Origin of the sequence: Neobacillus vireti (genome assembly GCF_001026695.1) — a bacterium.
GTDB lineage: Bacteria > Bacillota > Bacilli > Bacillales > Cytobacillaceae > Neobacillus > Neobacillus vireti.
The window spans coordinates 884,915-910,855 of the sequence record NZ_LDNB01000002.1 but is presented as its reverse complement, the minus strand read 5'-3'; the positions used below and the strand labels follow the sequence as shown (position 1 = coordinate 910,855).

Here is a 25,941-nt window from a genome sequence, read left to right as displayed (position 1 = left end):
TTTCATTTTTGTTTCAAACATTTTTGGATAATAAATCTAAACCAAGTTTCACGGCGACTGCATCGTCTAAATAGCCAATTGGAAAAATGTAATCCGGGATCACATCCACCGAAATAATAAAATATATGAGCACACTGCCAATGATCGCAAGCTCAATAGGAGAACCTTTCTTTAAGCGAAACCGCTCAAACATCTCTTTTAACTGGCTGATAAACGGTCCGATGCTGCCAACTTTTCTCAGTTTTTTCTTAAAACCAGTAAGAATCGTCTCTTTTCCCTCATCGGTCTCGGCATAATGTTGATATTTCGCCAATTGCTGTTCAACCGACTCAACTGAAAACGGTTTATTGTTCCATTCAGATGAATCGAGAATGTTTTGAATGCTGTCTATCGACCAGTGTATATCTGACCCCTGCTGTTCCTGGCTTTGGTCCACTGGGTATCCGGCAGCTACAAATAAATCAGTGATCGGAACTCCAAGGCAGTCAGCGATTTTTTGTAAATGTTCAGGCTTTGCCCTTCGTTTTCCATTTATAATTCTTGAAATTGTGGCCGTATCAATTGTTGTTAGCTCACTAAGCTTTCTCATTGATAATGACTTTTCCTTCAGTAATTCTTTTAACAATAAACCAAGTTTACTCGTTTTATGTTGATCCGCCATACTCTTCTATCCCCTTCAAACAGAAAAATTCAGCTTGTTATAACATGAGAAATTGAATTTTTTACTATTTTTTTAGATTAATAAAGTTAGTGTCATTGTGGAATATACCGGATAATTGACACTTTGTCAACATTGGTTAAAGATTAGAAAAATTTAAAAGAAAGCTGTAACAGCAGTAATTAAAATGATGATTCCGCAAATGATGGTTCCAAATTCCTCTCAAAGCGGGACCCGTCTCTTAAAAAGAAAAAATTATAGATGTAATAGAATCTTTGCAACGGTAAAGTATAAAATTAAACCTGTTCCATCGACTAAAGTGGTAATAAATGGGCCAGAAACGATTGCCGGGTCAACCTTCAACTTGTTCAAAATCATTGGCAAAACAGCTGCTACCATGGAAGCCCAGATTACGATAAATAATGCGGAAATCGCAACAACTGCCCCAACGTTGAAATCAACACCGAGGAAGAAGGCGCGGATTAAAGCCACTGTCCCCATTGTTAGACCGAGAAAAAAACCTGTCGATACTTCTTTTCTAAACACCTTGAAAATATCTTTAAATTCAACTTCCCCTACGGCCATCGCCCGCACTAATGTTGTTACTGTTTGTGAGCCCGTATTCCCCCCTGTCCCGATTAAGAGCGGTACAAAAAAGGCTAAAGCGATTTGCTCGGAAAGTGTGTCCTCATAATGCCTTAACACGGTTCCCGTATAAGCCTCGGCAACAAACAGAATTAACAGCCAGCCAATTCTTTTTCGATAAATGCTCCAGATCGAATTTTTAAAGTATGGGTCCGTTAACGGTTGACTTCCGCCAAGCTTTTGAAAATCTTCGGTTGCTTCCTCGTGAATGACGTCAATTAAATCATCAACGGTAAGAATTCCAATCATTCGCTGATTGTGGGTGACAACCGGAATGGCAACAAGGTCGTATTTTGACAACACAGCCGCAGCTTCCTGCTGATGGACGTAGACAGAAACGGAAATCGGTTCCCCTTGGATGATATCTTCCAAGACTGTTCCTTCCTTAGCCAAGATAATATCTTTTAAAGAAACAACCCCGACTAGTTCACCGTTTTTATCTACCACATAAATGTAAGAAACAATCTCCGCCTCATGACCCACTTTTCGAATGTGTGCTAAAGTGTGCTCGACAGTCCAGTGAATTCGTGCCCCTACATAATCGATTGTCGCCAATCTTCCGGCGGTATTTGGTTCATAGTTCATCAGCGTATTAATCTTCAACCGATAATCGTCTGGCAGATAGTCCATTAGTTTTTTTGCTTGATTCGGATGAACCGATAAAAGCAGATTTACGATCGTATCACTTGACATTTCATTTAAAAGATCCGATTTATATTGTTCCTTCATTCGAAGGAGAATTTTATATTGCAGCTCCGGTTCTAAATATTCAAGAATTTCTGCCCCTAGCGAGGTTGGTACTAAAAAGAAAAATGTTAATTGTTCTTCCGTATCTACTTCACTCACCATCGCAGCTATATCAAATGGCTGTAAATCGCCAATTAATTCATTTAAATTGCCTTGATTTTGCGCTTGTAAAATGCTTTTCAATTCAAGCATCATATTTTGTTCCATGATCAAAACCTCCTTTTTTTACCTTGACTTGAGGTATTTTATGTTTAGTCCTTCTTGATAAATTGGTTAAAATCCCCAATGAAATTAACATAAATATTAATGAAGATCCACCATAACTTACGAACGGCAGAGGTACTCCGGTTATCGGGAGTAAACCCGAAACAGCCGCTAAATTGAAAATGACCTGTACCATGATTTGAAAAGTTAATCCTATTGCCAATAATTTAGCAAACGGATCTTTTGCGTTAAGGGCAATACGGACCCCGCGGTACATGATAAATAGATAAGAAAAAATAACTAACATAAGTCCAAATATCCCGAGCTCTTCCAATATAACAGCCATGATAAAATCGGTATGTGCTTCAGGAAGATAGCCAAATTTTTGAATACTATGTCCCAGCCCCTTCCCCCACGTCCCTCCAGAGGCGATCGCGTGGTAAGAACTTATTAACTGATACCCGTCGCCGTATGGATCGGCAAACGGATTGCGAAACGATAATATTCGGTTCATGCGATAGGGTGCGGAAATGGCAAAAAAACCAATTCCTCCTACAGCTATACCTCCTAAAAGGATCAGGTGAATAATCCGTGCTCCCGAACACAGAAGGATGAATCCGCAAGGTAATAAAATGGCCGTTGCGGTTCCTAAATCCGGTTGTTTTAATATCAGTAAAAAAACGAAAGCCAATATGAACAGCGGCGGCATGACACCCTTCCAAAAATGGGCAATATAGGCTTGTTTTTTGGCGTATACATTGGCAAAATAAATGATCATCACCAGTTTGATCGCTTCAGTAGGCTGGATCAGAATAGGCCCTAAATGGAGCCAGCGCTGCGAATGGTTCCTTTCCACACCAAACCCTGGAATTAACACCATAATCAATAAAATAATCGATATTACTACCAAAATAGGGCTCAGTTTACCGTAAACACGATAAGGAAATACAATTGTGATGACCATCAGAACAATTCCGATTCCTAATGAGTGAAGTTGTTTTGTATAAAAGTAGCGAGAATCGTGGAAATCCACCGAAGCGATCGGAAAGCTCGCACTATATACCATAACAAGTCCAAACAAACATAAGAAAATGGCCGTTATGACCAATAAATAATCGATTTTTTTTAACCGTTTCAGGTCCATTTCATCACCTCTTGTTGACGATTATCGAGAACTTCGACACAACCCAGATAAATTTTTCAGGCAGAAAAAATAGCCTTTATTTCTCAATTAGCGGAAATAAAGGCTATGTTTGCACATAAAAAAACTATATTCGCACGACAATTTTTTAGAGAATTGACAGCTTAATAGATTATTACCTAAGTTTCCCCTCGTTCAAGTTTTAGCACTAAATAGCATAGGTACGTTTACCAGCTTCATTAAAAAAGACCTTCTTCCGATCTTTCCTGTTGACCCATTGGCGTCTCTCGACATTTTTGGGCAGAAGCGTTTCTCTATTTAGGAGCCTCACCTAACAGAATACTTTAAGTGTTTATTAGATTAATTAAAATATATGTTTTTGTTGTCAAAATGTCAACGAAATTATTCAACGGGAGTACAGAATGTTTTAAAAAAAATTCTTCGTCATGAAAAAGCGGTATTATTTTTTGATAATTCAATCGTTTTATTGAAAATAAAATTATTGTAAAATATATTTATTTTAAAAATATTTAGTAGAAATAACGCAATTGAATTGTATAATAAATTGTATAATTTTAAAGTGAAATGGTGAGGAACACATGCGCGCGTATAATGAAAAAATAAGTATCTATCATGGAATGGTATCGACCATTGCTGCAAACCTAGCAAGTAATTTCTTTCCGATTTTTGCCATATCCATCCTAGGAGCCACTAATTATCAAGTTGGTTTAATCAGTTCCCTGCCGCCGCTAGTCGCCTTAATCATGACAATACCAGCTGCTATTCTATTAAATCGCTTAGACGAACAAAAGAAAACGGTCGCTATCTCAGTTTTAGGAGCGCGGGCGCTATTTATCCTGTTAGTTGGTGTTATTTTTATCCCTACTCCTTATCAAGCATGGGCTTTTTTATTGATAATTGCATTAATGAATGTTCCGGGAACAATTTCGAACATCGGCTGGCAAACACTGATTAGTGGGATGATTCGTGATGAGCGCAGAGGAGCCTTTTTTAGTGACCGCAATCGACTGTTAACCATAGTAGGGATGATTACTACCTTAATTATCGGTGTGGTAATGAAAAAACAAACCGATAATGCCGCTGCTTACCAAGGCTTGTTTTTTCTCGCCTTTATTTTTGGATTGTTAGAAGTATTTTTCCTAATGAAGCATAAGGAAACAGTGCTGCCGAAACTGAATAAAGAGAAGAAGAACGCCTCGATGGACTGGTCCATCTTTAAAGATCAGGGGTATAAATGGTTTCTGATTACCGCATTATGCTTTAACTTCTCTTGGCAGATGGCTTGGGGGCTTTTCAATATTTACAATGTGCGGTATGCGCATGCGACCATTCTCTGGATTAGTATTTTTTCCGTTGGCAGTCAGTTGGTGCAAATCTTCTCTTTCCCATTATGGAAAAAATGGGCTGAACAGAAATCAAACACATTAATGCTTGTCTGGGTAGCAGCCGGGATGGCTACAGCACCGTTTTTAACGGTATTGTCTACTAATTTCATCTATCTAACCTTCGTGCAAATGTCATCGGGTTTCTTTGTATCTGGAACAATGCTGTTGTTGTTCAACCTCCTGTTGGAACAATCTCCAAAGGAAAAGAGGACATACTGCATTACCACCTACAATGTCCTGTTATCGTTTGTCGCCTTTATGGCACCACAAATCGGAATCTGGCTTTTAGAATCAACCGGAATGCAAAAATCAATGGGATTAATCTCCGTATTTAGATTTATGAGCGCTCTTGTTTTCCTGCTCATGTATATGAAATTTATGAAAAGCAAAAAAGGTTTAGAAAAATTACAAATATAACGATGCTAAGTTTCATATTTTAGAAGGTGAGTTGATTTTTAGCAAAACGGGGGGAGAAACATGATCTTAATCAATCATCAACCTGTCAAGCCCGAGGAGCTCCTTTCCACTATTACAAATGCTGAACAGAAAACCATTCTTAAACAAATGGCCGCCTTTAACGAAACTTATCAATATCGCTCTGTTGACCAATTAAAATTTGAACTTCTATTTAGAAGCAATACAATGAAGGCAGCCCGGGAGCTGAACAAAAGCGGTGCGAAGTTTACTACGTATAGCTATGCATTCTGTAATAAGAAGTATTGGGATCGCTTAGGTAACGGCGGCTTCCTTTTAAAGCCTGATGTTCGTCCTTCTGCCGGTATTTTAGATATCATAAAAAATGGAAAACTATACGCCTTTGAATGCTCCACTGGGATTGCTATTGTTTTATATATCGCTGCATTATATTCGCTCGGAGAAGAGAGGTTTAATATCCTGTTTGCCAGGCTTTACTTGATGGATTGGCAATTTGATGATGACCTGCCGATTCTCCAAAAAAATGGCGATGATTACCTGCCTGGGGATGTCCTCCATTTCAATAATCCCGACTTTGATCCGAAACAGCCATGGTGGCGGGCTGAAAATGTGATTTATTTTGGTGACGATCAATACTACGGACACGGGGTAGGAATCCAAAATGCAAAAACCATTATTGACTTTTTGAATAAAAAAAGAAAGCCCGAACCGAAGACTTCCGCTTACCTCATGAGTATGATTACAAGACCTAATTATCAATTGATTTTTTACTAAGAAAAGCGCAAGCGCCCTGTTCAGCGGAGTATGGCCTGGAGCACTCCAACTGAGATAAAGGAAACACGGCGAGCGGAGCGAATCGATGTTGACTTATCGTAGGGCGGAGTGCGAAGGACATTAGCCGTTAGGGCGCTGGAGCTGGACAATTCTCAAAGTCAAAAATATATACTCCCTCTTATTTACTAAAAAAGCTTGGCGGTGGGGTACTTCCCCGCGCCAAGCTTCTATTTTTTATTTATGACGGCTGCACCGGTGGTACAAGCTTGATTTCCCGGTTGGCATAAATAGCCTCTATTTCAGCGGATTGTAACAACGTTTGGATCTCATTTGCAGGCAGTTTGATGGCCACGCCATTAAGGGCAGCTGTATAGTTATGGACAATTCGATAAGGAATTTGCTTTTCGCCTAAATACTTTTCCGCGTCCTTCTGAAACCGTTCATGACTATCTTTGACGTCCTGTTCCGCTTGTTCCAATGTTAAGGGAATTCCACTTGCTTCTGCCAAGGCGACAGCCGTTTTTGCGGGCTTTGTCTTAAAATGAATAATAATCGTTACCTCTGCCGGGCTATTCATATTAATCTTTGGGTCAATATAAATATTCTGCGTCATTACCTCTTCCCCCTTCGGTTCTTCCTGTTCTTCCGTTGGACTAATTTGTACTTCCTTATCCCGTTTATGTTGAGTATAAAATACACCAACACCTACCAAAGACAGCAGACAAAATATCAGTAAAACCTTTCCCCCTTTTGGCAAATCCATACCCCCTTCTAGAAATAGGTATAGTTATACGCTACTACTCTTAATCATTAATTGCAATTTACTCCTATTGATATTTCAGATATTTCTATAAAATCAATTTATAGCAAAGTTCCTTGGCTGAAAATGCTGTTTCATCTACTTCATCAAAATCATTTTTATAACCCAATATCTATAAATGCCTTATCCGCTTTTACTTCTTGTTTTATCATTTTGGTACTTTTTAACCATTCCGCGACCTGTTCCCAGGTTTCTTTGTCTTGGCTGCCGAATGGTTTGTCTTTTGCGTCCATCAGCGGGAGCAGGATTTGTAAGCTTTTCGTTTCGATATCCTTTTCCAGTGGTGAGGTTTTCTCTTCATGCCCCAATAATATAGACAAGCCTTCTTCTGGATGATCCACAACAAATTGTTGTCCCTTGGTAATCGCAGCGAGAAATTTTTTAAATACTTCTGGTTTTGCAGTTAACCCTTTTTCACTACCAACCAAAACCAATTCATAATAATCCGGAACCCCATAGTCTGCAGGATTTAAGGTACGCATCGGATGGCCCTCTTTGTCCAACAATAATTTCTCATGATTGATAAATCCACCCATTAGGGCATCGGTTTTTTTCGTCGCCATCGCGGGGATTAAGTCCCAGCCGACATCGACCATCTTTACCTTCTTCGCATCCCCGCCATCTGTTTTCATCATTGTTTGAATAATTGCTTCATCTAATGGAATTGCTGGGTAACCTATAGTTTTACCCATTAAATCCTTTGGTGAATGGATTGGCCCATCTGTGGGTACCATCAATTGAATTAATGGATGGCGAACAATTGCAGCAAATGATTGCACCGGAATATCCTCACTCCGTGCCACCAGTACCTGTGGCTGATAGCTAATCGACATATCAATTTTTTCCGCCGCAACAAGTCTTAGGGGATCATTCGTATCAGCCGGCATTTGGATTTGCACATCTAGCCCTTGTTCTTTGAAATAGCCCTTTTCTTTAGCTGCATATAGAAAAGAGTGCACCGCATTTGGATACCAGTCCAGCATTAAACTCACCTTTTGTAAATTGCCAGCACCACCAGAGGCTTTATCTGATGCCCCTTTTCCGCATGCACTTACTATAAGTATCAATAAACAAATCATAATGAAAAAACTTCTTTTCACTGTCGAAGTCATCCTCTCAAGTTGCGAATTTTATTTTTTAATAACTGTTTTTCTATGAAACTAATCATTAAAAACAGCATGATGCCTAGCAATGACAGCAGGAATATCGCGGCAAACACGGCATCCGCTTGTAAATTCCCTGACATCCGCCGGCTGAAGTAGCCTAAGCCAACACTTGCACCAAGCCATTCACCAATCGTTGCTCCGACAACACAATAAACAGCAGCCATCTTTAACCCAGACAGGATCGCTGGCAAGGCCATCGGTACCTGAATTTTTTTAAAAATCGTCCAGCGATTGGCACCCATTGTCAGCAGTAAGTCACGGTATTCCGTCCCTCCTGACTTCAGCCCATCATATGTACTTACAACGATTGGAAAAATCGAGATTAATATCGTCACGGCGATTTTGCTCCAGATCGAATACCCGAACCACATGATAAAGATCGGCGAAATCGCAATCAACGGGATAGTTTGTGAAATGACGAGAAACGGGTACAATATTTTCTCTAAGGCACGAGAAAAATGCATCCCCGCGCCAAGCAGCAAGCCGCATCCAAGTGATATTCCAAAACCACTCAAAACCTCTATTAGGGTTGCGGGCAGATGTTCTTCCAAAAGGAGCTGCCGGTTTTCTATAAGTGACCGCCAGATTGCGGAAGGTGACGGTAATATGAAAGGCGGCACCAACCCATTTCTGACAACCCACTCCCAGCCACTAATTAATAGAATCGAAACAAGTATAAACAGGCCATACTCTCCCAGCCATTTTTTCCAGTTAATTTTCATGGTGAATCAAACTCTCCAGTTCTTGTTTCTTCGTGATTGCGTATGTAAGTTTTGCGACTGATAACAACGATGGATTAGACAGGCCAATCCTCTCCTCTATAAACCATATCCCAAAACATATACTCAAAGCGGGAGGTTGTCAGGAAATGTTCTTCAATAATAGCTAACTCCCATTCTGGCTTCCCATCTGTCAATTGGTCTAACAACTCAATCAGCCATACGGCAAATGAACCAAAATCGTCAGATGAATACATTTTTATCCAATCACCGTAAAAGGGATGCTCACTAGCTAACGGATATTTAGCTGCCAACATTTTTCCAATTTCCCAATAGCTCCATGCACAAGGTAGGAGGGACGAAATTAGTTCTTCTAGCGATCCGCTGTGAGCAACATTCAGCATGTATCGTGTGTAGGCTAAGTTGTTGGGAGTAGGCTTTGTTTCTTCGAGCTGTTGCTTGGTTATACCAAATCTAGCAGCATACCCCCGATGCAATTCCATTTCTCCATGCAATGTTTCATGGAGCAGCTTTGCAAAAACTGCCATCGTGTCGAGGTCCCTTGCTTTAACCGAACCCAATGCAAACAGCTTGGAATAGTCGATTAAGAACACATAATCCTGCTTCATATAACGGATGAAGGATTCAACCGGCAGGTCACCTGTTCCCAATCCTTCCACAAATGGATGTTGATGCGTTTTTTCCCATATTTCTTTTACCTTTTCATGTAGCCGCAGTGAAAATTTCATGATTACTCCCCCATTTTCTCCATTTAACTTCAAGTATTGCCTTTTGCCGGACAGAATTCCTGAAAAATCGCCTTTGTTCAAACGAGCCAACCCGTCTATCGGCGATTTTTGGGGTTCTATCGGCGAATTTACTGTTTCTATCAGCGAATTTGCCTTTTCTATCAGCGAATTTGCACATCCAACCATATTTTAAGGTGTGCTCAGTTTTTAATAGATTGACCTGCTTTGATCAACACTTTCTTTCTTAAGAAAATAATTAAGATCACTAACCCCAACAGGGCCCCAGCGAACGAGCTAAAAATAAATAAGGGGATAAAGCCAAAAAGGGTTGCTTCTTTGCCGAGTAATAGAGTTGCAATTGGATAGCATAGAATCGCGCCAATAATCCCCGTTCCAATTACTTCCCCAATGAATGCAAAATAGATTTTTCTAGTTTTTAAAAATAATAGCGATGCCAGCAATGCCCCGACCATACTTCCCGGGAAAGCAAACATGGAACCGGTTCCCATCATATTTCTGAGCAGGGAGACACAAAAGGCTTGAGCGACAGCGTAAAAGGGACCTAATAGCACTGCTGACAAAACATTTAGGAAATGCTGCACTGGAAAGACCTTCGTAAAACCAATCGGAATAGATACCATGGAACTGGAAATTGTGCCAATCGCAATCATCATCGCCGTAAGCGTAAGTTTATACGTTTTGTTCATAACATTTTTCCTCCCCAACATTATTTCTTAATGCTCTTGCTGCATCCATGGGTGAATCTGCCTGGCTGATGGCAGTAATCACCGAAACTCCATCTGCTCCCGCTTTAATAACGGAAGCAGCATTTTTACTTGTGATTCCGCCGATACCCACGATTGGAACAGTGTATCCCTCTTTCCTTAATGCTTGAATGAGAGTTGTCCCCCGTGACGGCTTTGCATCCAACTTCGTTTTTGTCGGAAAAACAGGTCCAATCCCGAAATAATCAGCCCCATCCCTCAGGGCGATCATCGCCTCTTCCTTGCTATGTACAGAAACACCAAGGAGCTTACCGCCGATCTTTTCCCTCACTAGCTTCACTTGCTCATCCTCCTGCCCGATATGAACACCATCTGCATCAATCTCTAATGCCAGTTCGATATCGTCATTGACAATGAAAGGAATCTGGTGCTGTTTGCAGATTGCCTGGAGTTCTTTGGCAAGCGCGCATTTTTCAACTCCCGTTAAAGCCCCTTCTCCCTTTTCTCGGAACTGAAAAAGGGTAATTCCACCTGCGATGGCTTCCTTTAATACTTCGACAGGATTTTTCCTGCAGTTCGTACTGCCCATGATAAAATAAACGCTTAATGCCTCACGCAAGTCTTTCATGATCCCGCCAACTCCTCTTTTAAGGTTCGTTTTCGATATGCCCAATGGTTAGTGGGTCCGTGACCCTGACCAATCGCTATTCCATCTTCAATTGCTGCTTGAATAAAATCCTTTGCTGATAAAACAGCCTGATAAACATTTGAGCCCTTAGCTAATTCAGCTGTTATAACGGCGGAGAAAGTGCATCCTGTTCCATGTGTATTCCTTGTTTGAATGCGCTTGCTCGTAAAGGTGTAGAACTCGGCGCCATCAAATAATAAATCAGTTGATTCAGATTTATTTTCATCATGTCCGCCTTTGATGACGATATTTTTCACACCTATTTCATAAAGTCGTTTGGCTGCTTCTTTCTTATCCTCGAATGTCCGAATCACCATGCCAGTCAGCACTTCCGCCTCAGGAATATTCGGAGTCACCACTTTAGCTAGCGGCAATAAATTCTTTTTCATAGATAAAATGGCTTCCTGCTGGAGCAAGGAGGCGCCGCCTTTTGCGATCATCACAGGGTCGACAACCACATTCTCCCATTGATATTTTTCAAGTTGTTCCGAAACAGCCTCGATAATTTCTGCGCTAAAAAGCATTCCTGTTTTCACAGCATCCGTACCGATATCGTGCCCGATGGCCTCAATCTGTTTGGCAACTGCCTCAACTGTCATCGGATAAACTGCATGAACTCCCAATGTATTTTGAGCCGTGATTGCAGTTAAAGCCGACATGCCGTAAACCTCTAATTCTTGGAATGTCTTCAAATCAGCCTGAATCCCCGCACCGCCGCCGCTATCAGAACCTGCAATTGTTAATGCCTTTTTCATCTCACATTCCTCCGTTGATTTTTTTAAAAGAAGCATATAATTTTATCTCTTCAGTCGAAACCAATGACAATTGATTTAAAAATTCGATTTGGAAGCTGCCCGGTCCCAGTTCCGCGGTTTTCCGTGCTGCCTGTTCAGCTGCGATGCCATAGTAACTTAAGGCGGCTACAGATGACGTGAGCAGATCCTTTTCCACTCCCGCAAATGCTCCAATTACAGAAGTTAATAGGCAGCCGGTACCTGTTACTTTTGTCAAAATCGGGTGTCCATTGGCAATTGTATAAGTCGTTTCTCCGTCTGACACTACATCTTCTTTTCCGGTTACGACGACGACACAATTCAATTTTTGGGCAGCGGTGATAGCGAGGTCAAGGAGGTTCCCTTTAGCATCTCCTGCATCAACGCCCTTAATTTCCCAATCTTCTCCAACGACATTGGCGATTTCAGCGCCATTCCCTCTTATCACTGAAACATTGACTTCCTTCATGATTTTTTGAGCAGTTTCCGTTCGGTACCGGGTGGCACCGGCGCCAACCGGGTCAAAAATGACGGGAATATCATGTTCATTGGCGGCTTTTCCAGCCAGAATCATTGCCTCCACCGTCTGCGAATTTAACGTCCCGATATTCAATACTAGTGAACTAGCAATCTGCGCCATGTCTGCTGCCTCTTCAACTGCATTAGCCATTACCGGTGATGCACCAAGGGCAAGTAGCCCATTTGCTGTAAAATTCGTGACCACGACATTTGTGATGTTATGGACAAGCGGATTTACCTCCCTTACTTTTTGTAAAGTCTCGGATAATTTAATTTTTTCCATTTTACTCTCTCCTTTTTATAACAATAAAAAAACCAGATCCCTTAAAAAGGACCTGGTTAGTAAGCATGCGAATAAAATAACTTCACTTAACTACTTTCCTACGCTGGTATTACCCAGATCAGGTCCAAAGGGTTAAAAACATAACGTTTTCTCTCAGCCTGAATTCAGGGCACCCCTAGTAGATACATCACATATTAAATTAGGTTCATAATAGCGCTAAATAATTTGAAAGTAAAGAAGATTATTTATATGTTTGATGATTTTGTGAAAAAGCTTAAATAAATTGCAGAATAAAACTATATAAGCACAAAAAATGCTCAGAACTTTATAAAGTTCTGAGCATTTTTTAATCTTTCATATACAACATAAACTCCGAATATCAGGATTCACTAACTTTTAGTTTATTTTGAATTAGACCAAAACCAAGTCCAACAGGGTCTACCAAGTATGCAAGATAAAAATCATCAAACTCCATTTTTTCACGCACAATCATCGCACCATTGTTTTTAGCAATAGAAATTGCCTCATCAATTGAATCAACTTCAATTTGAATACGAGTTCCATATGGATAATCATTTGGTCCTCTTCCAATTCCTCCGTCAATTCCAGGTTTTACATTTTTTCCAGTCGTAACAGCCCAATAATCCCATTTAGGTTCGGCAATTTCCCAACCAAAAACTTTTGAATAAAATTCCGCTGCTTTCTCAGGTTCTTGGCTATTTAGTTCAAATCCAATTACTCTTCCCATTCGCCATCAATTCCTTCAAAATTTGTTTTAGAAATATCAGTTAATATTTCTATACTTTACAGAAAATACCTGCAAATAAATAAAAGAATTGTTCGAAAAGAATCTAATTCGGTGAATATCAATTTCCAATTTTAGCTTTTCGCTAAATCCATTAGCTCTTTTAGTTCATTTGTAAACCCCTTTACCGCACGATGATCGACCACTGTGACAGGAACACCCATAAAACCAAGGTTCTCCACTTCTTTTTGATATTGAGAATTGACTGACACGTTTCTGGCTTCAAACGGAATCCCTTCTTGTGTCAGTACTTGTTTGACCATATCACATTCAATGCAGTCGTTTGTAGTATAGACGATGACCTGTTTTTTCATTTTTTATTTTCCACTCTTTCTAGGTTTTTGTAGGTTATATAGGAAATAGGAAAAGCCGACCTTGAACTCGATAATTGTCAGTTCTTGCGCTTTCCCAAACAATAATTACATTATAAACAATAAACGATAAATTACTATATTAGCAGTGCAAAAGAAATAAACCACATCAAAAACCCGAAATTCACTTAATAAAATTACACAAAAAACCAAAATGTCCACCTGGGGTGGACATTTTGCCGAAAGTGTCTTTTTGTGGTGCCTGACACCCTTTCTTTTAACCGTTATGGCTGTTTGCATGTATAGGGGTGTATATTTTTTTGATAAATTTATGAACTAGATCTGGCAATATTTTTTTGCGTCTTGTTACAAGCGCCGTGACCATCGCCTTTTTTTCATCCTTTGACACATTCCAGTCATCAGGGATAATTTCAACGATTTCCTCTATTAAAAGAATAGGAAGGGTTTGAAGGACTTCCAATTGTTCGAAAAATAGTTCCTCATCCTCGATAAAGGATGCCATTATTTCATGTGTTGCACTTTTGAGCAATTCAATAGGAAGATGATCGAGCTCATCCAGATGCCAGCTGTATGATCCGAAAATTTCCGCCTGATCAATCATCCATAATTGGTAGGAATTCGTACTTTCTTCACGTAAAAGAATATTCTTCCGTGTGCGGTCCCGGTTACAAAGCCAATAATCTAATAGAATTATTCCTGCTAATGACTGATGATTAATAATCTGTGAAATATTGGAAACTTGATGACCATCTAAACAATTGGGAATATACAACGAAGCAAATTGGTGCTGTGCAAGGCTCATCTCTCTGAGCTCGGGTACCCGTGCTGAGAATTCTGGAGGAATTTCGATTATTTTTGCAAAGGGAATCGGCAGTCCAAGATATCTACCTAAGCAATATCCGACCCATTCATTTGCTAATGATTTTTCAAAACCCGCTTGAAAATATTTTACGACATAGTCTTTTCCATCACTAAAAGTGATTAAATGAGCATTCGATTTCCCTTCTAGCTTCCTTAGGTAAGTAGTGGGTTCGATCATTGAGGATTCACCTCACCATTGCCATTCGTTATAGATGGAACCCATTTTTGTAATAAATGAATATATTGTTCCGCTACCACCTGAATCGCGAACAAATCTTCCACCCTTTGTATTGCAGCTTGTGACATCTGTTGATGTAGTTTCGATTCGTCGATAATCCCATAAATTTGATTGACAGCATCCTCCACATTCTGGCCTCGATAAAGCATTCCTGTTTCCCCATTTACAACGAGTTCATTAATTGGCATAATATTGGAAGCAACTACGGGCACGCCGCATACCATTGACTCGATAAAGGTATTGCCGAATGATTCTGCTTTAGTAGTAGCGAGGGTGCAGCCGCCAGATTGACGGATTTTTGCATAAACATGTGGCATTTGCTGATAGGGAATAACAGGAAACCACTTGATAATTTCAGTGAGTTTCTCCGCTTGCCATACAGCAGCGAATTCTTCACGCTGTACACTTTGCGCTCCGCCAATCACCCAAATTTCAATATCATCACGTTCGCTGTTTATCCTTTTGGCGACCTCAATCAACATTGGCCAGTTTTTGCGCCTGTCCAGCCGGCCAATCCAGCCGATGATCTTTTTACCGGTCGGCAATACGGGAGCGCTGTTGAAATCAATTTCCTCATCTGATATCGCTCGGAAAAAAGACGTATCAACACCATTATGGATAACGTGAATAGGGATATCCTCTGTAAGAATAGAAACCAAACGCCTTTGATACTGCGAAGGAACGATGATTAGTTCAGGGTGAATTCCTTTGAAGTTTTTTAAATGGGGCTGGAGCTTGATCAGCTCAGGTGTGCGAGCTTCAATAAAAACAGGACCTTTAAATTTGGCCTTACGGATCCATTTATAGGCGGACCCTGTGTCGACGACAATGATTGCATCATATGCATTGTCCTTGATAATCCTAATAATCTTGCGTTCATCTTTTGTTAAATATACGTTGGCAACATCCTGCATAATATGGAGCCCGCCGTGGTCGGTCGTATAAAGAAATTCAGTTTCAATTCCCTGCTTTTTAAAATAAATCGAACGATTTCGCCATCCGGCATTGACACCGCCTACAGTGAGCAGCCGCCAGATTACAAGTACTTTCATTTTGTCAGCTCCTTGTATGATTGGATCCCCTCCTCAGTTTGTTTGGCTTTTGTGTTCGCCTGTCTCCTTATTAAGGATCGAATTCCCCAAGAGCTGCCGATTATTTATTTATAGTACCGGCTTTTGTGCTTGCCACTTATACGATCACGATATCTTTCCCCTTCATACCGTTTTCCCCTATGGTGATGTTTATCATGAGTGCGCCGGAATTCCCCTTCATACCGTCTTTCTTGTTTACGGCCTTTATCCCTGTCTCGATCACGGTCTCGGTTCCGATCCCGATCTCGATCCCTGCCGCGAGTTAGACCCTGCTCAAGTGAATCCCAATATTGATCGATTTTTTCCATTACCGCTTCAGGGTCCTTTCCACGAGCAAGCATCGTTTTGACCCATTCTTCCTTGAACACCTTTTGGACTAAGCCTTGTAATTGAAGTACGTATTTTCCCTCATCCTCGGTTGTTAACAACTTTTTACTGAGATTTTTTAAAGTCTCTTTGTTAGGTTTTTCAGGAAGCAGTATTTGGTATATTTGGTGGGATATTTCTTCCATTCGAATGTAGTGGAGCCATTCCTCGTACAACTTGGGGGCCATTTCTTTGACATGTGTTAAAAATAATGCTTTATTTTCATCCCCTAATGAATTCAATAATTTCCTTGGATACGGGTATACACGGTCGCGCCAAACTGTTCTGGCGACATCAATCACTTTTAGGCTGCCATCATCTTGGACGTAAATTTGCCGCTTATGATGATCAATCCGTTCAAAACCGATTTCTTTAAATATGATTAACATCTCAATTAATTTGGAGGAGAGTGCCGGCGTTAGTGGCTGGGATTGCAGGTATTCACGGACATCGACCCCTCTAACAATATCCATTGCAATATAGTTCGGCCCTTTTGCATGTATTTTCGGGAAAAGCTCTGTATTCTGCCCGAGCGATAAGGCATAGTGTTCTCGGTCACAATCTTCAGTATTACCAAACACTTTTACGCAAATATCATCAGAAAATTGAAAAACCGCTCCTTGCCTGCCTTTACCAAGCATGCGTAAGGGTGATTTATTCACTACTTCGACATCGGCATTCACCACATTCAAAACTTGGATACGATTAATCCAATTATTTAGTAGTTTAGTATTCATAAGAACCTCCTTTAAATCGTATAAAAATTAGCAAACAATCGTTAATTGGAAGCCAATTAACTAATTTCCATTTATTTTTAAATCCGATAAAAACCTGCCATAATCAAGTCTTGTCCTCTTTTATATTTAATTCATGGTAGTAAGAAAATGTATAGGCAAGCGGCTAAAAAACGAAAAAACTATAAGATGTATCTTTATGGCACTCCGCCCCACTTCAAAAAAACCGCCGTTCGAGAAACTCGAACGACGGCTGTTATTTTTAGCGACTATCAAATATGGTGCCTGACACCACCCTCTAGCGCAACATTACTCCTGTTAAAAAGGTTAAAAATACGTGGGTGCCTAGTTTGACGGTTGGCTGGACTTGTGTGTCTTTGAGTGGGTCAAGGCAGACGATGTCCATGGCGTTAACCTTTGGATGTCTGGCGGCTGCTAGCACTCCTTCGAGCAGTTCAACTGTTGTCATGCCCCCCGGTGTTGAGGCCGGTACCCCTGGGGCATATGCAATATCAAGGACATCCATATCCACTGTTAAATAAATCGCATCCACTTTTGTCTCCAGCTCCGCTAAACATTGACGGACTGTTTCTTCGATGCCTTTTTTCCTTGCATTTCGAAGAGAAATATAATTAACGCCTTGTTCATCGGCGTACTGCTTTAAATCCTTCGTGTTAAAAAAACCATGCAGACCGATATTGTACATATTAGAGCCCTTAACCACACCGCTTTCAATCAAATTACGCATCGGTGTACCGTTCGAAGGGCCATTATCGGTCATGTCCCGTAAATCAAAATGAGTATCAAACTGGAGGATGCCGATTTTTTCAGCAGGCTTCGCTTGATGCAAGCCCTTTACCATCATCGCCGTAATCGAATGATCGCCTCCAATCGCACACACCTTGGCGCTTTCAAAATGCTGATGGAGAGCCGCCGATGCTTCAATGATATTCTCATGACAGCGCCGGATATCTGTGACGTGCATGGGAACATCGCCTGCATCCACCGCAATCCTCTCCGACAAATCAACGTCTTCATCAAGGTTATACGTAGTAAAACCCTTCCAAGCGCGGCGGAAGGCATCAGGGAATTCTGAAGCCCCCGAAGCACTGATCGATGAACGGGAAAGCGGGACGCCGACTACGACAAAATCGACGTTATTTTTCTCGGGAGCAGGAACATCGGTCAAGGGCTGAATCCATTCGTGAACCTTAGAAACAACCGCCCCTTGTTCAGGCCTCACCCATGTAAAGCTTGGCGGATTTAGTTTAGGATAGAGAAAGCTCTTCAACTAGCTGACCCCCTTTAACAACCACGTGACCATTTTTCACCACGGTATCCGTATGATTCACTCCATACAAGTATTGAAGTTTCATATAATTCTCAACGTTAAAAATCGTTACGTCGCCTTTTTTGCCGGCTTCTAAACTACCAATTTCGCCGCCCCGGTTAATTGCATGTGCCGCATTAATCGTCGTCGCCGTGATGACTTCTGCAGGTGTCATCCCCATTTTTAAACAGCCAAGGTTCATAATAAAAGGCAGAGATACTGTCGGTGATGAGCCGGGGTTACAATCTGTAGACAATGCCACGGGCACCCCTAAATCAACCATTTTACGGCCATTCGCTGACTCTGCCATTAAAAAGTAAGCCGTTCCCGGGAGCAGTACACCGACAACACCCATCTCAGCCATGGCTTTCATGCCTTTTTCCGATGCCTTTAATAAATGGTCTGCCGAAACAGCTCCAACTTCGGCGGCAAGTTCTGCCCCTTCATATGGTTCAATTTCATCTGCATGGATTTTCGCCAGCAGCCCGTGGCGCTTACCTGCCTCCAGAATCCTTCGAGATTGCTCCGGTGTAAACACACCATGTTCACAAAAGACATCGTTAAATTCCGCAAGCCCTAGTTCCGCTACCTTTGGAATCATTTCCTCAATCAGGAGCCGCACAAATTCATCCGGCTGTTCCTTATATTCTTTCGGGACCGCATGTGCCCCCATAAAGGTTGGAACGATATCAATCACATGCTTTTCATTGAGCTGCTTTGCCACTTCCAGCTGCTTTAGCTCGGTTTCCCATTCCATTCCGTAACCACTCTTTGCTTCAACCGTAGTTACACCATGGCGCAAGAATTGATTCAAACGTTCGTAGCTCTCTTGAAAAAGTTCTTCATGAGTAGCTGCCTGCGTCCTTCTTGTTGTCGCATGGATTCCTCCGCCAGCGTTCATAATCTCCATGTAGGTAGAACCCTGCAGGCGCATGTTAAACTCATTTTCCCTGCTCCCAGCAAAAACAAGATGAGTATGCGGGTCAACAAGTCCTGGTGTCACCAGCTTTCCCCTCGCATCGACAACCTCCGCTTCAGCCAGACGAGCTTCATATTTTGCAATCAGTTCTGCATCCGTACCAACCGCCTGAATGACGCCGTCCTCAATCCAGACACTGCCCTGCTCAATGATGCCAAGTTCAGACATTTCCCCCTTTACACGGGGAGCATAGGAACCCCCCTGTAAAGTGATCAGCTGATTCGCGTTTCTGATAAAAATGGCTTTACTCAATTCCAACATCCTCTCAGTCTATTAGTCTTGTTGCAGCATCGGCATCTTGATGCCCTTTTCCTTGGCAGTCTTAATCGCCAGCTCATAGCCTGCATCCGCATGGCGGACAACCCCCATACCAGGGTCAGTCGTTAAAACCCGCTCAAGGCGAACTTCCGCATCCTTCGTTCCATCCGCAACAATCACCATTCCGGAGTGCTGCGAATACCCCATGCCGACACCTCCGCCATGGTGCAGAGACACCCAGCTTGCGCCGCCAACAGCATTAATCATCGCATTCAAAATCGGCCAGTCAGAAACCGCATCACTGCCATCCCTCATTGCTTCAGTTTCCCGGTTTGGCGAGGCAACCGAACCTGCATCCAAGTGGTCACGGCCAATGACAATTGGAGCAGACACCTCCCCAGAAGCAACCATGTCATTGATTACTTTTCCAAAACGGGCCCTGTCGCCGTAGCCAAGCCAGCAAATCCGAGCCGGCAGTCCTTGGAAGCTAATTTTTTCCTGGGCCATTTTCACCCATTTACATAAATGTTCGTCTTCTTTAAATTCACGGAGCAATGCTTCGTCAATCTTGCGAATATCTTCTGGATCACCTGAAAGTGCTGCCCAGCGGAACGGCCCTTTTCCTTCACAGAATAACGGGCGGATATAGGCGGGAACAAAGCCTGGGAAGTCAAACGCGTTTTCCACACCTTCATCCTTCGCCACTTGCCTGATATTGTTACCATAATCAAAAGTAACCGCGCCTTTTTCCTGCATTTTCAACATCGCCTGCACGTGGACAGCCATACTTTGCTTCGCAAGCTTCACAAAACCAGCCGGGTCAGACTTACGCATTGCTGCTGCTTTTTCTAAGGTAAAGCCAATCGGCAGATAGCCATTTAATGGATCGTGCGCCGAGGTTTGATCCGTTAACACATCTGGAGTAAAGCCTTTTTCAATCATTATTGGTAATATTTCTGCCGCATTTCCTAATAAACCAATCGATAACGGTTTTCCGGCCGCCTTCGCTTCCTGTGCCATTTTTAAAGCTTCATCAAGGTCAGTTGTTTTCACATCGAGGTAAGCGGTTTCAATCCGGCGGTCAATTCGTGTCTCATCGACATCAATCGCTAAGCAAACCCCATCGTTCATCGTAACCGCTAAAGGCTGCGCACCGCCCATGCCGCCAAGGCCTGCCGTTAACGTAATCGTGTGTTTTAAGGTTCCGTCATACTCTTGACGGGCAAGCTCGGCAAACGTTTCATACGTTCCTTGGACAATTCCCTGGCTGCCGATATAAATCCAGCTTCCTGCCGTCATTTGTCCGTACATCATTAAGCCCTTTTTATCAAGCTCATGGAAATGCTCCCAATTCGCCCAAGCCGGTACGAGGTTGGAGTTTGCCAGTAATACTCGCGGTGCATCCTTGTGGGATTTCCACACAGCTACTGGTTTACCAGATTGAATTAACAAGGTTTCGTCGTTTTCCAATTCAAGCAGCGTTTTCACAATCGCATCATACGACTCCCAGTTCCGGGCTGCCTTGCCAATCCCGCCGTAAACGACTAAATCCTCTGGTCTTTCGGCAACCTCCTGGTCGAGATTGTTCATCAGCATGCGCAAGGCGGCCTCTTGAATCCAGCCCTTTGCGTGTAATTCAGTTCCTTGATAATTTTTAATCACCCGTGGTTTTGCCGTATTTGTTTCCATTATCTCCACACCCTTTTTTACTTTATTTATCTATATTATAAAAATTAAATCTTCTGAAAAAAACAGTTGAAAACTTAGATAAACGGTAGAATTTTTAGCTATAGATAGATAATATAGGCATGGCATCACTAATAAAAGATAATAATTTTAGATATCTGTATTATTTTTATAAAAAAAAGACTCAGTTTCTATTCTGAGCCTATCTCTCCGTTCAATATTTCTACTTTTTTCATTCGGAACTCCCGCGGTGACGACCCGCACAGCTCTTTAAAGATTCTGCTAAAATAATTCGAATTTTGATAACCGACCAGCGCGGATATTTCTTTAACAGGCTTGTTTGTCTCCACTAATAACCGTTTCGCTTCCTTTATCCTGATGCCGGCCAAAACATCTGTAAAGCTCGAGTTGGTGCTCGATGCAAGGAGATGGCTGAAATAGGAAGGATTGCGGTCAACATATTTCGCAACGTCTTCAAGACGAAGGCTGCTCTTGGAAAAGTTAGCCTCCAAGAACGCAATTGCCTGTTCAATCGGATTCTGCTTCAGATTTTGCGCGCTTGTTTTGGCACCCAAAAAAAGGCTTTGAATAAACAGAATCAGGTTTTGAACAGTCCGATACAGAACGGTGTCATATAAAATTGAATTGAAAATATAGCGGTATTCTCGTTCAAAATCCTGGTCTTTATTCAAATTATACGTTTTCATAAATCGTCTTACTTGAGCGAGAATGCTAGTCAGCCTGATTCTTACTAAGCCTGGTTCAGGAAAAGGATGATTTAAATGTAAGAACTCGTCATAAAGCCACTTTTTTATTTTTTCCATTGCAAAGTTTGCCAGCATGTCGACCCATGCCCGCTGCTCTGGCGGAGTTAAAAAGGGATCGATGTGAACCCAATCCAGCGGCTCCTCAAACCCCATTATCTGCTGATACCCCTTATAATAGGTGAGCTCGAGCATTTTTCTAGTTTGCAAATATTTTTGATTTAACGTAAGCGTTTGGGATTGCCCCTTGTGAATCACAATCGCGAGCGGGTCAGAAAACTCCTCCTCCCACCTTCGCATCGCTTTTTGGCACTGTTCCATTATATTTGCACATTTTTCCTTAAATAAGAAAATGACCATATCGCTTAAAGGGAAAATACCTTGAATATTTTCGAATGGATATTCTGTTAAAAAAGAATGCAGGGTGTGAGTTGTTTCATTATTTTCAGTTTGAAAAGCAGCAATATGGCCGTTCACTACGACAGCTGTCTGTGAGAGAAATAAGGCTTCATAAGATATATCTTTATGATTATAGCTAGAATGGAAACTTCCAACCGTACTAATTTTTGCAGTTAGTTTTCTTGATGCTTTTTGATAGGCTGATTTTACTTTGGTTGTCGAAAAGGGTTTGATCATCAGATCAAGTGCCTGCATATCAATCGCCAAGCGGGCCTTTTCGAAGGTTGCTTCCGCACTCGTTAACAATAAAACGGGAGCGTAAATTTGCACCAGCTCTCGAAAGTTTGACCACTCTTCTTTACTGATCATATCAAGTTCCATTAGGACCACATCAGGAGCTTCCTTCTCAAACAAAACGATAAATTCCTGATAATCCGCCGCCAAAAAAATGTTCGTCACCGGAATTGAAGAGGTTTTCAACAGCCATTTTAACCCCTCACGCTCATTCAAATCCCGATCAGCTATCAGCCACTTTCCTTCCATAAGCCCTCACCCCTTCCCTCTTTCTAGACCTTCTGGTGTCGACCAGAGAAAATGATCCCGAAAATAACGCCGAAAAGCACCATCAAAAAATGGATGGTTCCCGTTGAAAGTGAAAGGAACCGGATCATCATTCCATAACCATCATGTACCAGGCTAAACAGCAGCTGGTGGAAAATAGGCTGGTAAACAAGGAAATATGGAATTAAGATAAGTGGAACTGCCCGCCAATTACGGCCAATAAAATATTTGGTGAGTAGAAAATAAATAATGGCAAACAAAAAGCCAAACCCGTAAACAAACCAGTTAATATATTGCATAGCACGCCCCGGCTGATCAAAAAAAGCCAAGATATTTATGTAAACAACCCAAAAAAGCGCAAACAAAATAGCAAAACCTTGTAACTTCACAAAAAACCTCAACTTCATACCTCCCTTCCCAATAGGAAATAATTTTACCACAAACAGGGTGTCAGGCACCACAAAAAGACAATTGTCCACGTGGAGAGGACACTAAAAAAGGAAATTTGTTTAGCGGAAAAACAGTTTAAAAGGAAAAAGGACATGCAGGTTGTTTATCACCTGCGTGTCCTTTTTTTAAATCTATATTTTTGTGTGGTTTAGCCTACGTTCAGTCCGAAGTCTGTGGCGATGCGGCCAAGGCCGCCTTGGTAGCCAGAACCGATTGCAGAGAATTTCCACTCGCCGTTGTGGCGGTATAATTCACCAACGATGATGGCAGTCTCAACGGAGAAATCTTCTCCCAAATCGTAACGGATGATTTCTTGATTGGTATCTTCGTTTACAATCCGGCAAAATGCATTCGACACTTGTCCAAAATTTTGGCTCCGTGCTTCAGCATCATGAATTGTAATCACGAACGAAATTTTTTCCACTTGAGCAGGTACAGCACTTAAGCTAACTTTTACCTGCTCATCATCACCTTCGCCTTCACCCGTGCGATTATCACCTGTATGTATTACGGAACCATTTCCGCCTTCAAGCTGATTATAGAAAATAAAATCACGGTCTGAAGCACATTTGCCATTTGCATCTAGTAAAAATACACTAGCGTCTAAATCGAAATCGCTGCCGCCATCATAGCGATTCGTATCCCAGCCAAGTCCAACAACGACCTTCGACAAACCTGGATTCGTTTTCGTTAAATCTACCTTTTGACCTTTAGACAATGAGATTGCCATAAAAACACCCTTTCGAAATTTATTTTTTATATAACTTTCTAAAAAAATAGAAAGCTAATAACAAAATGGACCCATGCAACTGCTTATGGACTTGAAAAATATAAAAACTAAAAATAACAATACCCTTCTTAAGTGTACAAAAACCAGCCATATTTTGCTACCATTATTTTCTTGCCGCCTCCTGTCATTTCATCCCCGATTAGATTAACGGCAGAGAAATTGGGTTAAATTAAGAAAGTCAAACCTCGGATAGAATAGTTGTGCTATAATGAACTATTAGCAAAACGGGTTCACCGTTATTTTAAGCAGGGAGCGATTCTTTCAGATGATAAAAATTGAAATACCTAATCCGGATATCGTGATTACGAAAAAGAAACAAGTTGGTGAAAAGGTTGAAGCACCGCTAAGTAGTGTATATGGCTTTACAGATTATCATAAGATTCCACGGGATAAGGGTGGAATGATCTTGTTTTTCAATGCAGATGACGAATTAATGTATGTGGGCAAAGCTAGAAAATTAAGACCCCGTGTAAAGCGGCATTTTGAAGATACTGTTTCCCCAATCAAATCGTATCGAGATGAAGTTTACAAGATTGCCGTCATTGTCGTCGATAATCCAATGGAACGAGAAATTTACGAAACCTATGCCATTAATACTCTTCACGCAAAATACAATGTGGACAAGGTTTTCTATAAGTAATTCCCCTTCAATTTAAAGACAAGAGCAGGTACGAACCTTCGAAAACCTGCTCTTGTCATTTTTCAACTGATATCAGCGATTTTAAGAATCATTTCTTTTTCGATATGACTAGCGCGAATTCCAAATTGCGGCTTCAATGGTTCTACTTTTTCACCCAATAATATCTTAATAGCAAGATAAGGAATATTGATGCCGGAGAGACAACTAACGTGCATTCCTCCGCTCATGCGCGGATTAATTTCCAGCAGCTTCGGCAACCCATTGTTATACTTTACCTGGATATTGAACATATAGGGCAATCGATATTCTTGATGAAACCTGTGTGCTAATTGGATTAGTTCCAGACTTTCAACAAGCTCCCGCACCCTCCCGTCTCCCTTCATCCTTGGAATGACAGCCAGCAGTTCCTCACTCGAAGCAAGGCAATCAATACTATATTCCCTGCCCTCTAGATACTCCAGAACCATTAGATAAGGAAAGGTTTCTTGCTGAGATAGTATCTCGCAAGCATAGCTGTAGGGAATTCGATAACCAACCCCATTATTAAAAAGCTGATTAATTGACTCAATTTCATCCTTAATCACACGGAATCCATTTGCCCCTTCACCTACCACCGGCTTGAAACAAACATTATGGCCCTTTTCTTTAAGGAGCGTGTAAGCTTTTTTAAAATCCTTAACCGTATTAACCACATAATAGTCAGGAAGGGAAAAGATTTGCGGTCCACTTGATAACACTTCGTATGCGGCAGCTTTATTATCCAACGTCTCCATCAGTTCAGCATCGGGGCAAACTAAAACCTTGACACCGAGTGCTGCAAATTCCGCAAGCCGTTTCGAAATTAGCACATTCTCTTTCCGGGGTATGAAAATGTCAATTCCATACGTTTTGCAAAAATCAAGACAAAACGCTAGATAATCATCTCCAGATATATCGGGTTCCACGAAGGCAAAATCGCAATTTTGTAAATAGAGCGCATCTTTATTCGGATGTGTTCCATAAATAATAAATTTCCGCCTATCTTCATTAGCCCGGATCATATCAATGTAATGCGAAACTGTTGTAAACCAGCGGTTAAACCAAATCTTCATTTTTTTCCTCTTTCATGTTGTAGTTCAGACCTTTCCCATTATGCGCCAACTAGAATCATTTTATAATCCTAAAAGAGATATTGTTCAATTAAAAAAACGTTCCTGCAAAAGCAG

Annotated in this window: 26 protein-coding genes and 2 riboswitches; of the genes, 3 read left to right on the top strand and 23 right to left on the bottom strand. The window is 41.4% G+C overall.

Annotated elements, in window-relative coordinates:
• Positions 1 to 13 precede the first annotated feature (13 nt).
• The 3 genes from AA980_RS04755 to ftsW all read right to left on the bottom strand — a co-directional run bounded on the left by AA980_RS04755 (position 14) and on the right by ftsW (position 3,398).
• Entirely contained in the window at positions 14 to 661 is a 648-nt protein-coding gene (locus AA980_RS04755) for a helix-turn-helix domain-containing protein (RefSeq protein WP_024027767.1), read from the bottom strand.
• 252 nt (positions 662 to 913) lie between these two features.
• Positions 914 to 2,257 (bottom strand): magnesium transporter, encoded by a 1,344-nt coding sequence (gene mgtE, locus AA980_RS04750; RefSeq protein WP_024027768.1) that lies wholly within the window; start codon positions 2,255 to 2,257, stop codon positions 914 to 916.
• On the bottom strand, positions 2,235 to 3,398 hold the full coding sequence (ftsW, locus tag AA980_RS04745) for a putative lipid II flippase FtsW (RefSeq protein ID WP_024027769.1): 1,164 nt from the start codon (positions 3,396 to 3,398) through the stop codon (positions 2,235 to 2,237). The genes mgtE and ftsW overlap by 23 nt, the downstream gene beginning before the upstream one ends.
• A 177-nt stretch (positions 3,399 to 3,575) precedes the next feature.
• Positions 3,576 to 3,741, bottom strand: a riboswitch (M-box (ykoK) riboswitch).
• A 253-nt stretch (positions 3,742 to 3,994) separates the two neighbouring features.
• On the opposite strand from ftsW, the gene AA980_RS04740 reads away from it, so the two are divergent.
• The gene (locus AA980_RS04740; protein WP_024027770.1) at positions 3,995 to 5,218 is read left to right on the top strand and encodes an MFS transporter; all 1,224 of its coding nucleotides are present in this window, start codon (positions 3,995 to 3,997) and stop codon (positions 5,216 to 5,218) included.
• Between the two features lie 60 nt (positions 5,219 to 5,278).
• Positions 5,279 to 6,010 (top strand): protein-glutamine gamma-glutamyltransferase, encoded by a 732-nt coding sequence (locus AA980_RS04735; protein WP_024027771.1) that lies wholly within the window; start codon positions 5,279 to 5,281, stop codon positions 6,008 to 6,010.
• A gap of 238 nt (positions 6,011 to 6,248) precedes the next feature.
• Here the strand turns inward: AA980_RS04735 and AA980_RS04730 are convergent, their stop codons facing one another.
• The 19 genes from AA980_RS04730 to AA980_RS04640 all read right to left on the bottom strand — a co-directional run bounded on the left by AA980_RS04730 (position 6,249) and on the right by AA980_RS04640 (position 24,036).
• Positions 6,249 to 6,767, bottom strand: coding sequence for a protease inhibitor I9 family protein (locus AA980_RS04730; protein WP_051427106.1), 519 nt, complete (start codon positions 6,765 to 6,767; stop codon positions 6,249 to 6,251).
• 161 nt (positions 6,768 to 6,928) lie between these two features.
• Entirely contained in the window at positions 6,929 to 7,909 is a 981-nt protein-coding gene (locus AA980_RS04725) for an ABC transporter substrate-binding protein (protein ID WP_152681096.1), read from the bottom strand.
• Between the two features lie 29 nt (positions 7,910 to 7,938).
• A complete protein-coding gene (locus AA980_RS04720; RefSeq protein ID WP_024027774.1) occupies positions 7,939 to 8,718 on the bottom strand; it encodes an ABC transporter permease in 780 nt (259 codons plus the stop codon).
• A 74-nt stretch (positions 8,719 to 8,792) separates the two neighbouring features.
• A complete protein-coding gene (gene tenA, locus AA980_RS04715; protein WP_034723753.1) occupies positions 8,793 to 9,464 on the bottom strand; it encodes a thiaminase II in 672 nt (223 codons plus the stop codon).
• Positions 9,465 to 9,664: 200 nt separating this feature from the next.
• Entirely contained in the window at positions 9,665 to 10,171 is a 507-nt protein-coding gene (thiW, locus tag AA980_RS04710) for an energy coupling factor transporter S component ThiW (RefSeq protein WP_024027776.1), read from the bottom strand.
• Positions 10,155 to 10,817 (bottom strand): thiamine phosphate synthase, encoded by a 663-nt coding sequence (gene thiE / locus AA980_RS04705; protein ID WP_024027777.1) that lies wholly within the window; start codon positions 10,815 to 10,817, stop codon positions 10,155 to 10,157. The genes thiW and thiE overlap by 17 nt, the downstream gene beginning before the upstream one ends.
• A complete protein-coding gene (gene thiD, locus AA980_RS04700; protein WP_034723731.1) occupies positions 10,814 to 11,632 on the bottom strand; it encodes a bifunctional hydroxymethylpyrimidine kinase/phosphomethylpyrimidine kinase in 819 nt (272 codons plus the stop codon). Before thiD ends, thiE begins: the two co-directional genes overlap by 4 nt.
• A gap of 1 nt (position 11,633) precedes the next feature.
• On the bottom strand, positions 11,634 to 12,452 hold the full coding sequence (gene thiM / locus AA980_RS04695; protein ID WP_024027779.1) for a hydroxyethylthiazole kinase: 819 nt from the start codon (positions 12,450 to 12,452) through the stop codon (positions 11,634 to 11,636).
• 78 nt (positions 12,453 to 12,530) lie between these two features.
• Positions 12,531 to 12,639: riboswitch (TPP riboswitch) on the bottom strand.
• Between the two features lie 192 nt (positions 12,640 to 12,831).
• Complete coding sequence (locus AA980_RS04690; protein ID WP_024027780.1) at positions 12,832 to 13,200, bottom strand: VOC family protein; 369 nt, start codon at positions 13,198 to 13,200, stop codon at positions 12,832 to 12,834.
• Between the two features lie 131 nt (positions 13,201 to 13,331).
• The gene (locus AA980_RS04685; protein ID WP_024027781.1) at positions 13,332 to 13,571 is read right to left on the bottom strand and encodes a glutaredoxin family protein; all 240 of its coding nucleotides are present in this window, start codon (positions 13,569 to 13,571) and stop codon (positions 13,332 to 13,334) included.
• A 274-nt stretch (positions 13,572 to 13,845) separates the two neighbouring features.
• Complete coding sequence (locus AA980_RS04680; protein WP_024027782.1) at positions 13,846 to 14,628, bottom strand: HipA family kinase; 783 nt, start codon at positions 14,626 to 14,628, stop codon at positions 13,846 to 13,848.
• Complete coding sequence (locus tag AA980_RS04675; RefSeq protein WP_024027783.1) at positions 14,625 to 15,740, bottom strand: glycosyltransferase family 4 protein; 1,116 nt, start codon at positions 15,738 to 15,740, stop codon at positions 14,625 to 14,627. Before AA980_RS04675 ends, AA980_RS04680 begins: the two co-directional genes overlap by 4 nt.
• 104 nt (positions 15,741 to 15,844) lie before the next feature.
• The gene (locus AA980_RS04670) at positions 15,845 to 16,882 is read right to left on the bottom strand and encodes a hypothetical protein (protein ID WP_024027784.1); all 1,038 of its coding nucleotides are present in this window, start codon (positions 16,880 to 16,882) and stop codon (positions 15,845 to 15,847) included.
• A gap of 295 nt (positions 16,883 to 17,177) precedes the next feature.
• Positions 17,178 to 18,170: an agmatinase family protein gene (locus AA980_RS04665; protein ID WP_024027785.1), complete on the bottom strand. Its 993-nt coding sequence runs from the start codon at positions 18,168 to 18,170 to the stop codon at positions 17,178 to 17,180.
• Positions 18,148 to 19,449 carry an imidazolonepropionase gene (gene hutI, locus AA980_RS04660; RefSeq protein ID WP_193392242.1) on the bottom strand — a complete coding sequence of 434 codons (1,302 nt, stop codon included), beginning with the start codon at positions 19,447 to 19,449 and terminating at the stop codon, positions 18,148 to 18,150. The genes AA980_RS04665 and hutI overlap by 23 nt, the downstream gene beginning before the upstream one ends.
• Before the next feature lie 12 nt (positions 19,450 to 19,461).
• Positions 19,462 to 21,135 carry a urocanate hydratase gene (gene hutU / locus AA980_RS04655; protein ID WP_024027787.1) on the bottom strand — a complete coding sequence of 558 codons (1,674 nt, stop codon included), beginning with the start codon at positions 21,133 to 21,135 and terminating at the stop codon, positions 19,462 to 19,464.
• Positions 21,136 to 21,323: 188 nt separating this feature from the next.
• Positions 21,324 to 22,838 (bottom strand): helix-turn-helix domain-containing protein, encoded by a 1,515-nt coding sequence (locus AA980_RS04650; RefSeq protein ID WP_024027788.1) that lies wholly within the window; start codon positions 22,836 to 22,838, stop codon positions 21,324 to 21,326.
• Between the two features lie 23 nt (positions 22,839 to 22,861).
• Positions 22,862 to 23,257 carry a hypothetical protein gene (locus AA980_RS04645; RefSeq protein ID WP_024027789.1) on the bottom strand — a complete coding sequence of 132 codons (396 nt, stop codon included), beginning with the start codon at positions 23,255 to 23,257 and terminating at the stop codon, positions 22,862 to 22,864.
• A 197-nt stretch (positions 23,258 to 23,454) separates the two neighbouring features.
• Complete coding sequence (locus AA980_RS04640) at positions 23,455 to 24,036, bottom strand: TerD family protein (RefSeq protein WP_024027790.1); 582 nt, start codon at positions 24,034 to 24,036, stop codon at positions 23,455 to 23,457.
• 325 nt (positions 24,037 to 24,361) lie between these two features.
• On the opposite strand from AA980_RS04640, the gene AA980_RS04635 reads away from it, so the two are divergent.
• Positions 24,362 to 24,736, top strand: a complete 375-nt coding sequence (locus tag AA980_RS04635; protein ID WP_024027791.1) for a nucleotide excision repair endonuclease — start codon at positions 24,362 to 24,364, stop codon at positions 24,734 to 24,736.
• Positions 24,737 to 24,798: 62 nt separating this feature from the next.
• Here the strand turns inward: AA980_RS04635 and AA980_RS04630 are convergent, their stop codons facing one another.
• Positions 24,799 to 25,827, bottom strand: a complete 1,029-nt coding sequence (locus AA980_RS04630; RefSeq protein ID WP_024027792.1) for an ATP-grasp domain-containing protein — start codon at positions 25,825 to 25,827, stop codon at positions 24,799 to 24,801.
• Between the last annotated feature and the right edge of the window lie 114 nt (positions 25,828 to 25,941).

Coding starts and splice junctions, on each gene's coding strand:
- AA980_RS04755 (WP_024027767.1), bottom strand. CDS start 661: ATGGCGGATCAACATAAAACGAGTAAACTTGGTTTATTGTTAAAAGAA.
- mgtE (WP_024027768.1), bottom strand. CDS start 2,257: ATGGAACAAAATATGATGCTTGAATTGAAAAGCATTTTACAAGCGCAA.
- ftsW (WP_024027769.1), bottom strand. CDS start 3,398: ATGGACCTGAAACGGTTAAAAAAAATCGATTATTTATTGGTCATAACG.
- AA980_RS04740 (WP_024027770.1), top strand. CDS start 3,995: ATGCGCGCGTATAATGAAAAAATAAGTATCTATCATGGAATGGTATCG.
- AA980_RS04735 (WP_024027771.1), top strand. CDS start 5,279: ATGATCTTAATCAATCATCAACCTGTCAAGCCCGAGGAGCTCCTTTCC.
- AA980_RS04725 (WP_152681096.1), bottom strand. CDS start 7,909: ATGATTTGTTTATTGATACTTATAGTAAGTGCATGCGGAAAAGGGGCA.
- AA980_RS04720 (WP_024027774.1), bottom strand. CDS start 8,718: ATGAAAATTAACTGGAAAAAATGGCTGGGAGAGTATGGCCTGTTTATA.
- tenA (WP_034723753.1), bottom strand. CDS start 9,464: ATGAAATTTTCACTGCGGCTACATGAAAAGGTAAAAGAAATATGGGAA.
- thiW (WP_024027776.1), bottom strand. CDS start 10,171: ATGAACAAAACGTATAAACTTACGCTTACGGCGATGATGATTGCGATT.
- thiE (WP_024027777.1), bottom strand. CDS start 10,817: ATGAAAGACTTGCGTGAGGCATTAAGCGTTTATTTTATCATGGGCAGT.
- thiD (WP_034723731.1), bottom strand. CDS start 11,632: ATGAAAAAGGCATTAACAATTGCAGGTTCTGATAGCGGCGGCGGTGCG.
- thiM (WP_024027779.1), bottom strand. CDS start 12,452: ATGGAAAAAATTAAATTATCCGAGACTTTACAAAAAGTAAGGGAGGTA.
- AA980_RS04690 (WP_024027780.1), bottom strand. CDS start 13,200: ATGGGAAGAGTAATTGGATTTGAACTAAATAGCCAAGAACCTGAGAAA.
- AA980_RS04685 (WP_024027781.1), bottom strand. CDS start 13,571: ATGAAAAAACAGGTCATCGTCTATACTACAAACGACTGCATTGAATGT.
- AA980_RS04680 (WP_024027782.1), bottom strand. CDS start 14,628: ATGATCGAACCCACTACTTACCTAAGGAAGCTAGAAGGGAAATCGAAT.
- AA980_RS04675 (WP_024027783.1), bottom strand. CDS start 15,740: ATGAAAGTACTTGTAATCTGGCGGCTGCTCACTGTAGGCGGTGTCAAT.
- AA980_RS04670 (WP_024027784.1), bottom strand. CDS start 16,882: ATGAATACTAAACTACTAAATAATTGGATTAATCGTATCCAAGTTTTG.
- hutI (WP_193392242.1), bottom strand. CDS start 19,449: ATGTTGGAATTGAGTAAAGCCATTTTTATCAGAAACGCGAATCAGCTG.
- hutU (WP_024027787.1), bottom strand. CDS start 21,135: ATGGAAACAAATACGGCAAAACCACGGGTGATTAAAAATTATCAAGGA.
- AA980_RS04650 (WP_024027788.1), bottom strand. CDS start 22,838: ATGGAAGGAAAGTGGCTGATAGCTGATCGGGATTTGAATGAGCGTGAG.
- AA980_RS04640 (WP_024027790.1), bottom strand. CDS start 24,036: ATGGCAATCTCATTGTCTAAAGGTCAAAAGGTAGATTTAACGAAAACG.
- AA980_RS04635 (WP_024027791.1), top strand. CDS start 24,362: ATGATAAAAATTGAAATACCTAATCCGGATATCGTGATTACGAAAAAG.
- AA980_RS04630 (WP_024027792.1), bottom strand. CDS start 25,827: ATGAAGATTTGGTTTAACCGCTGGTTTACAACAGTTTCGCATTACATT.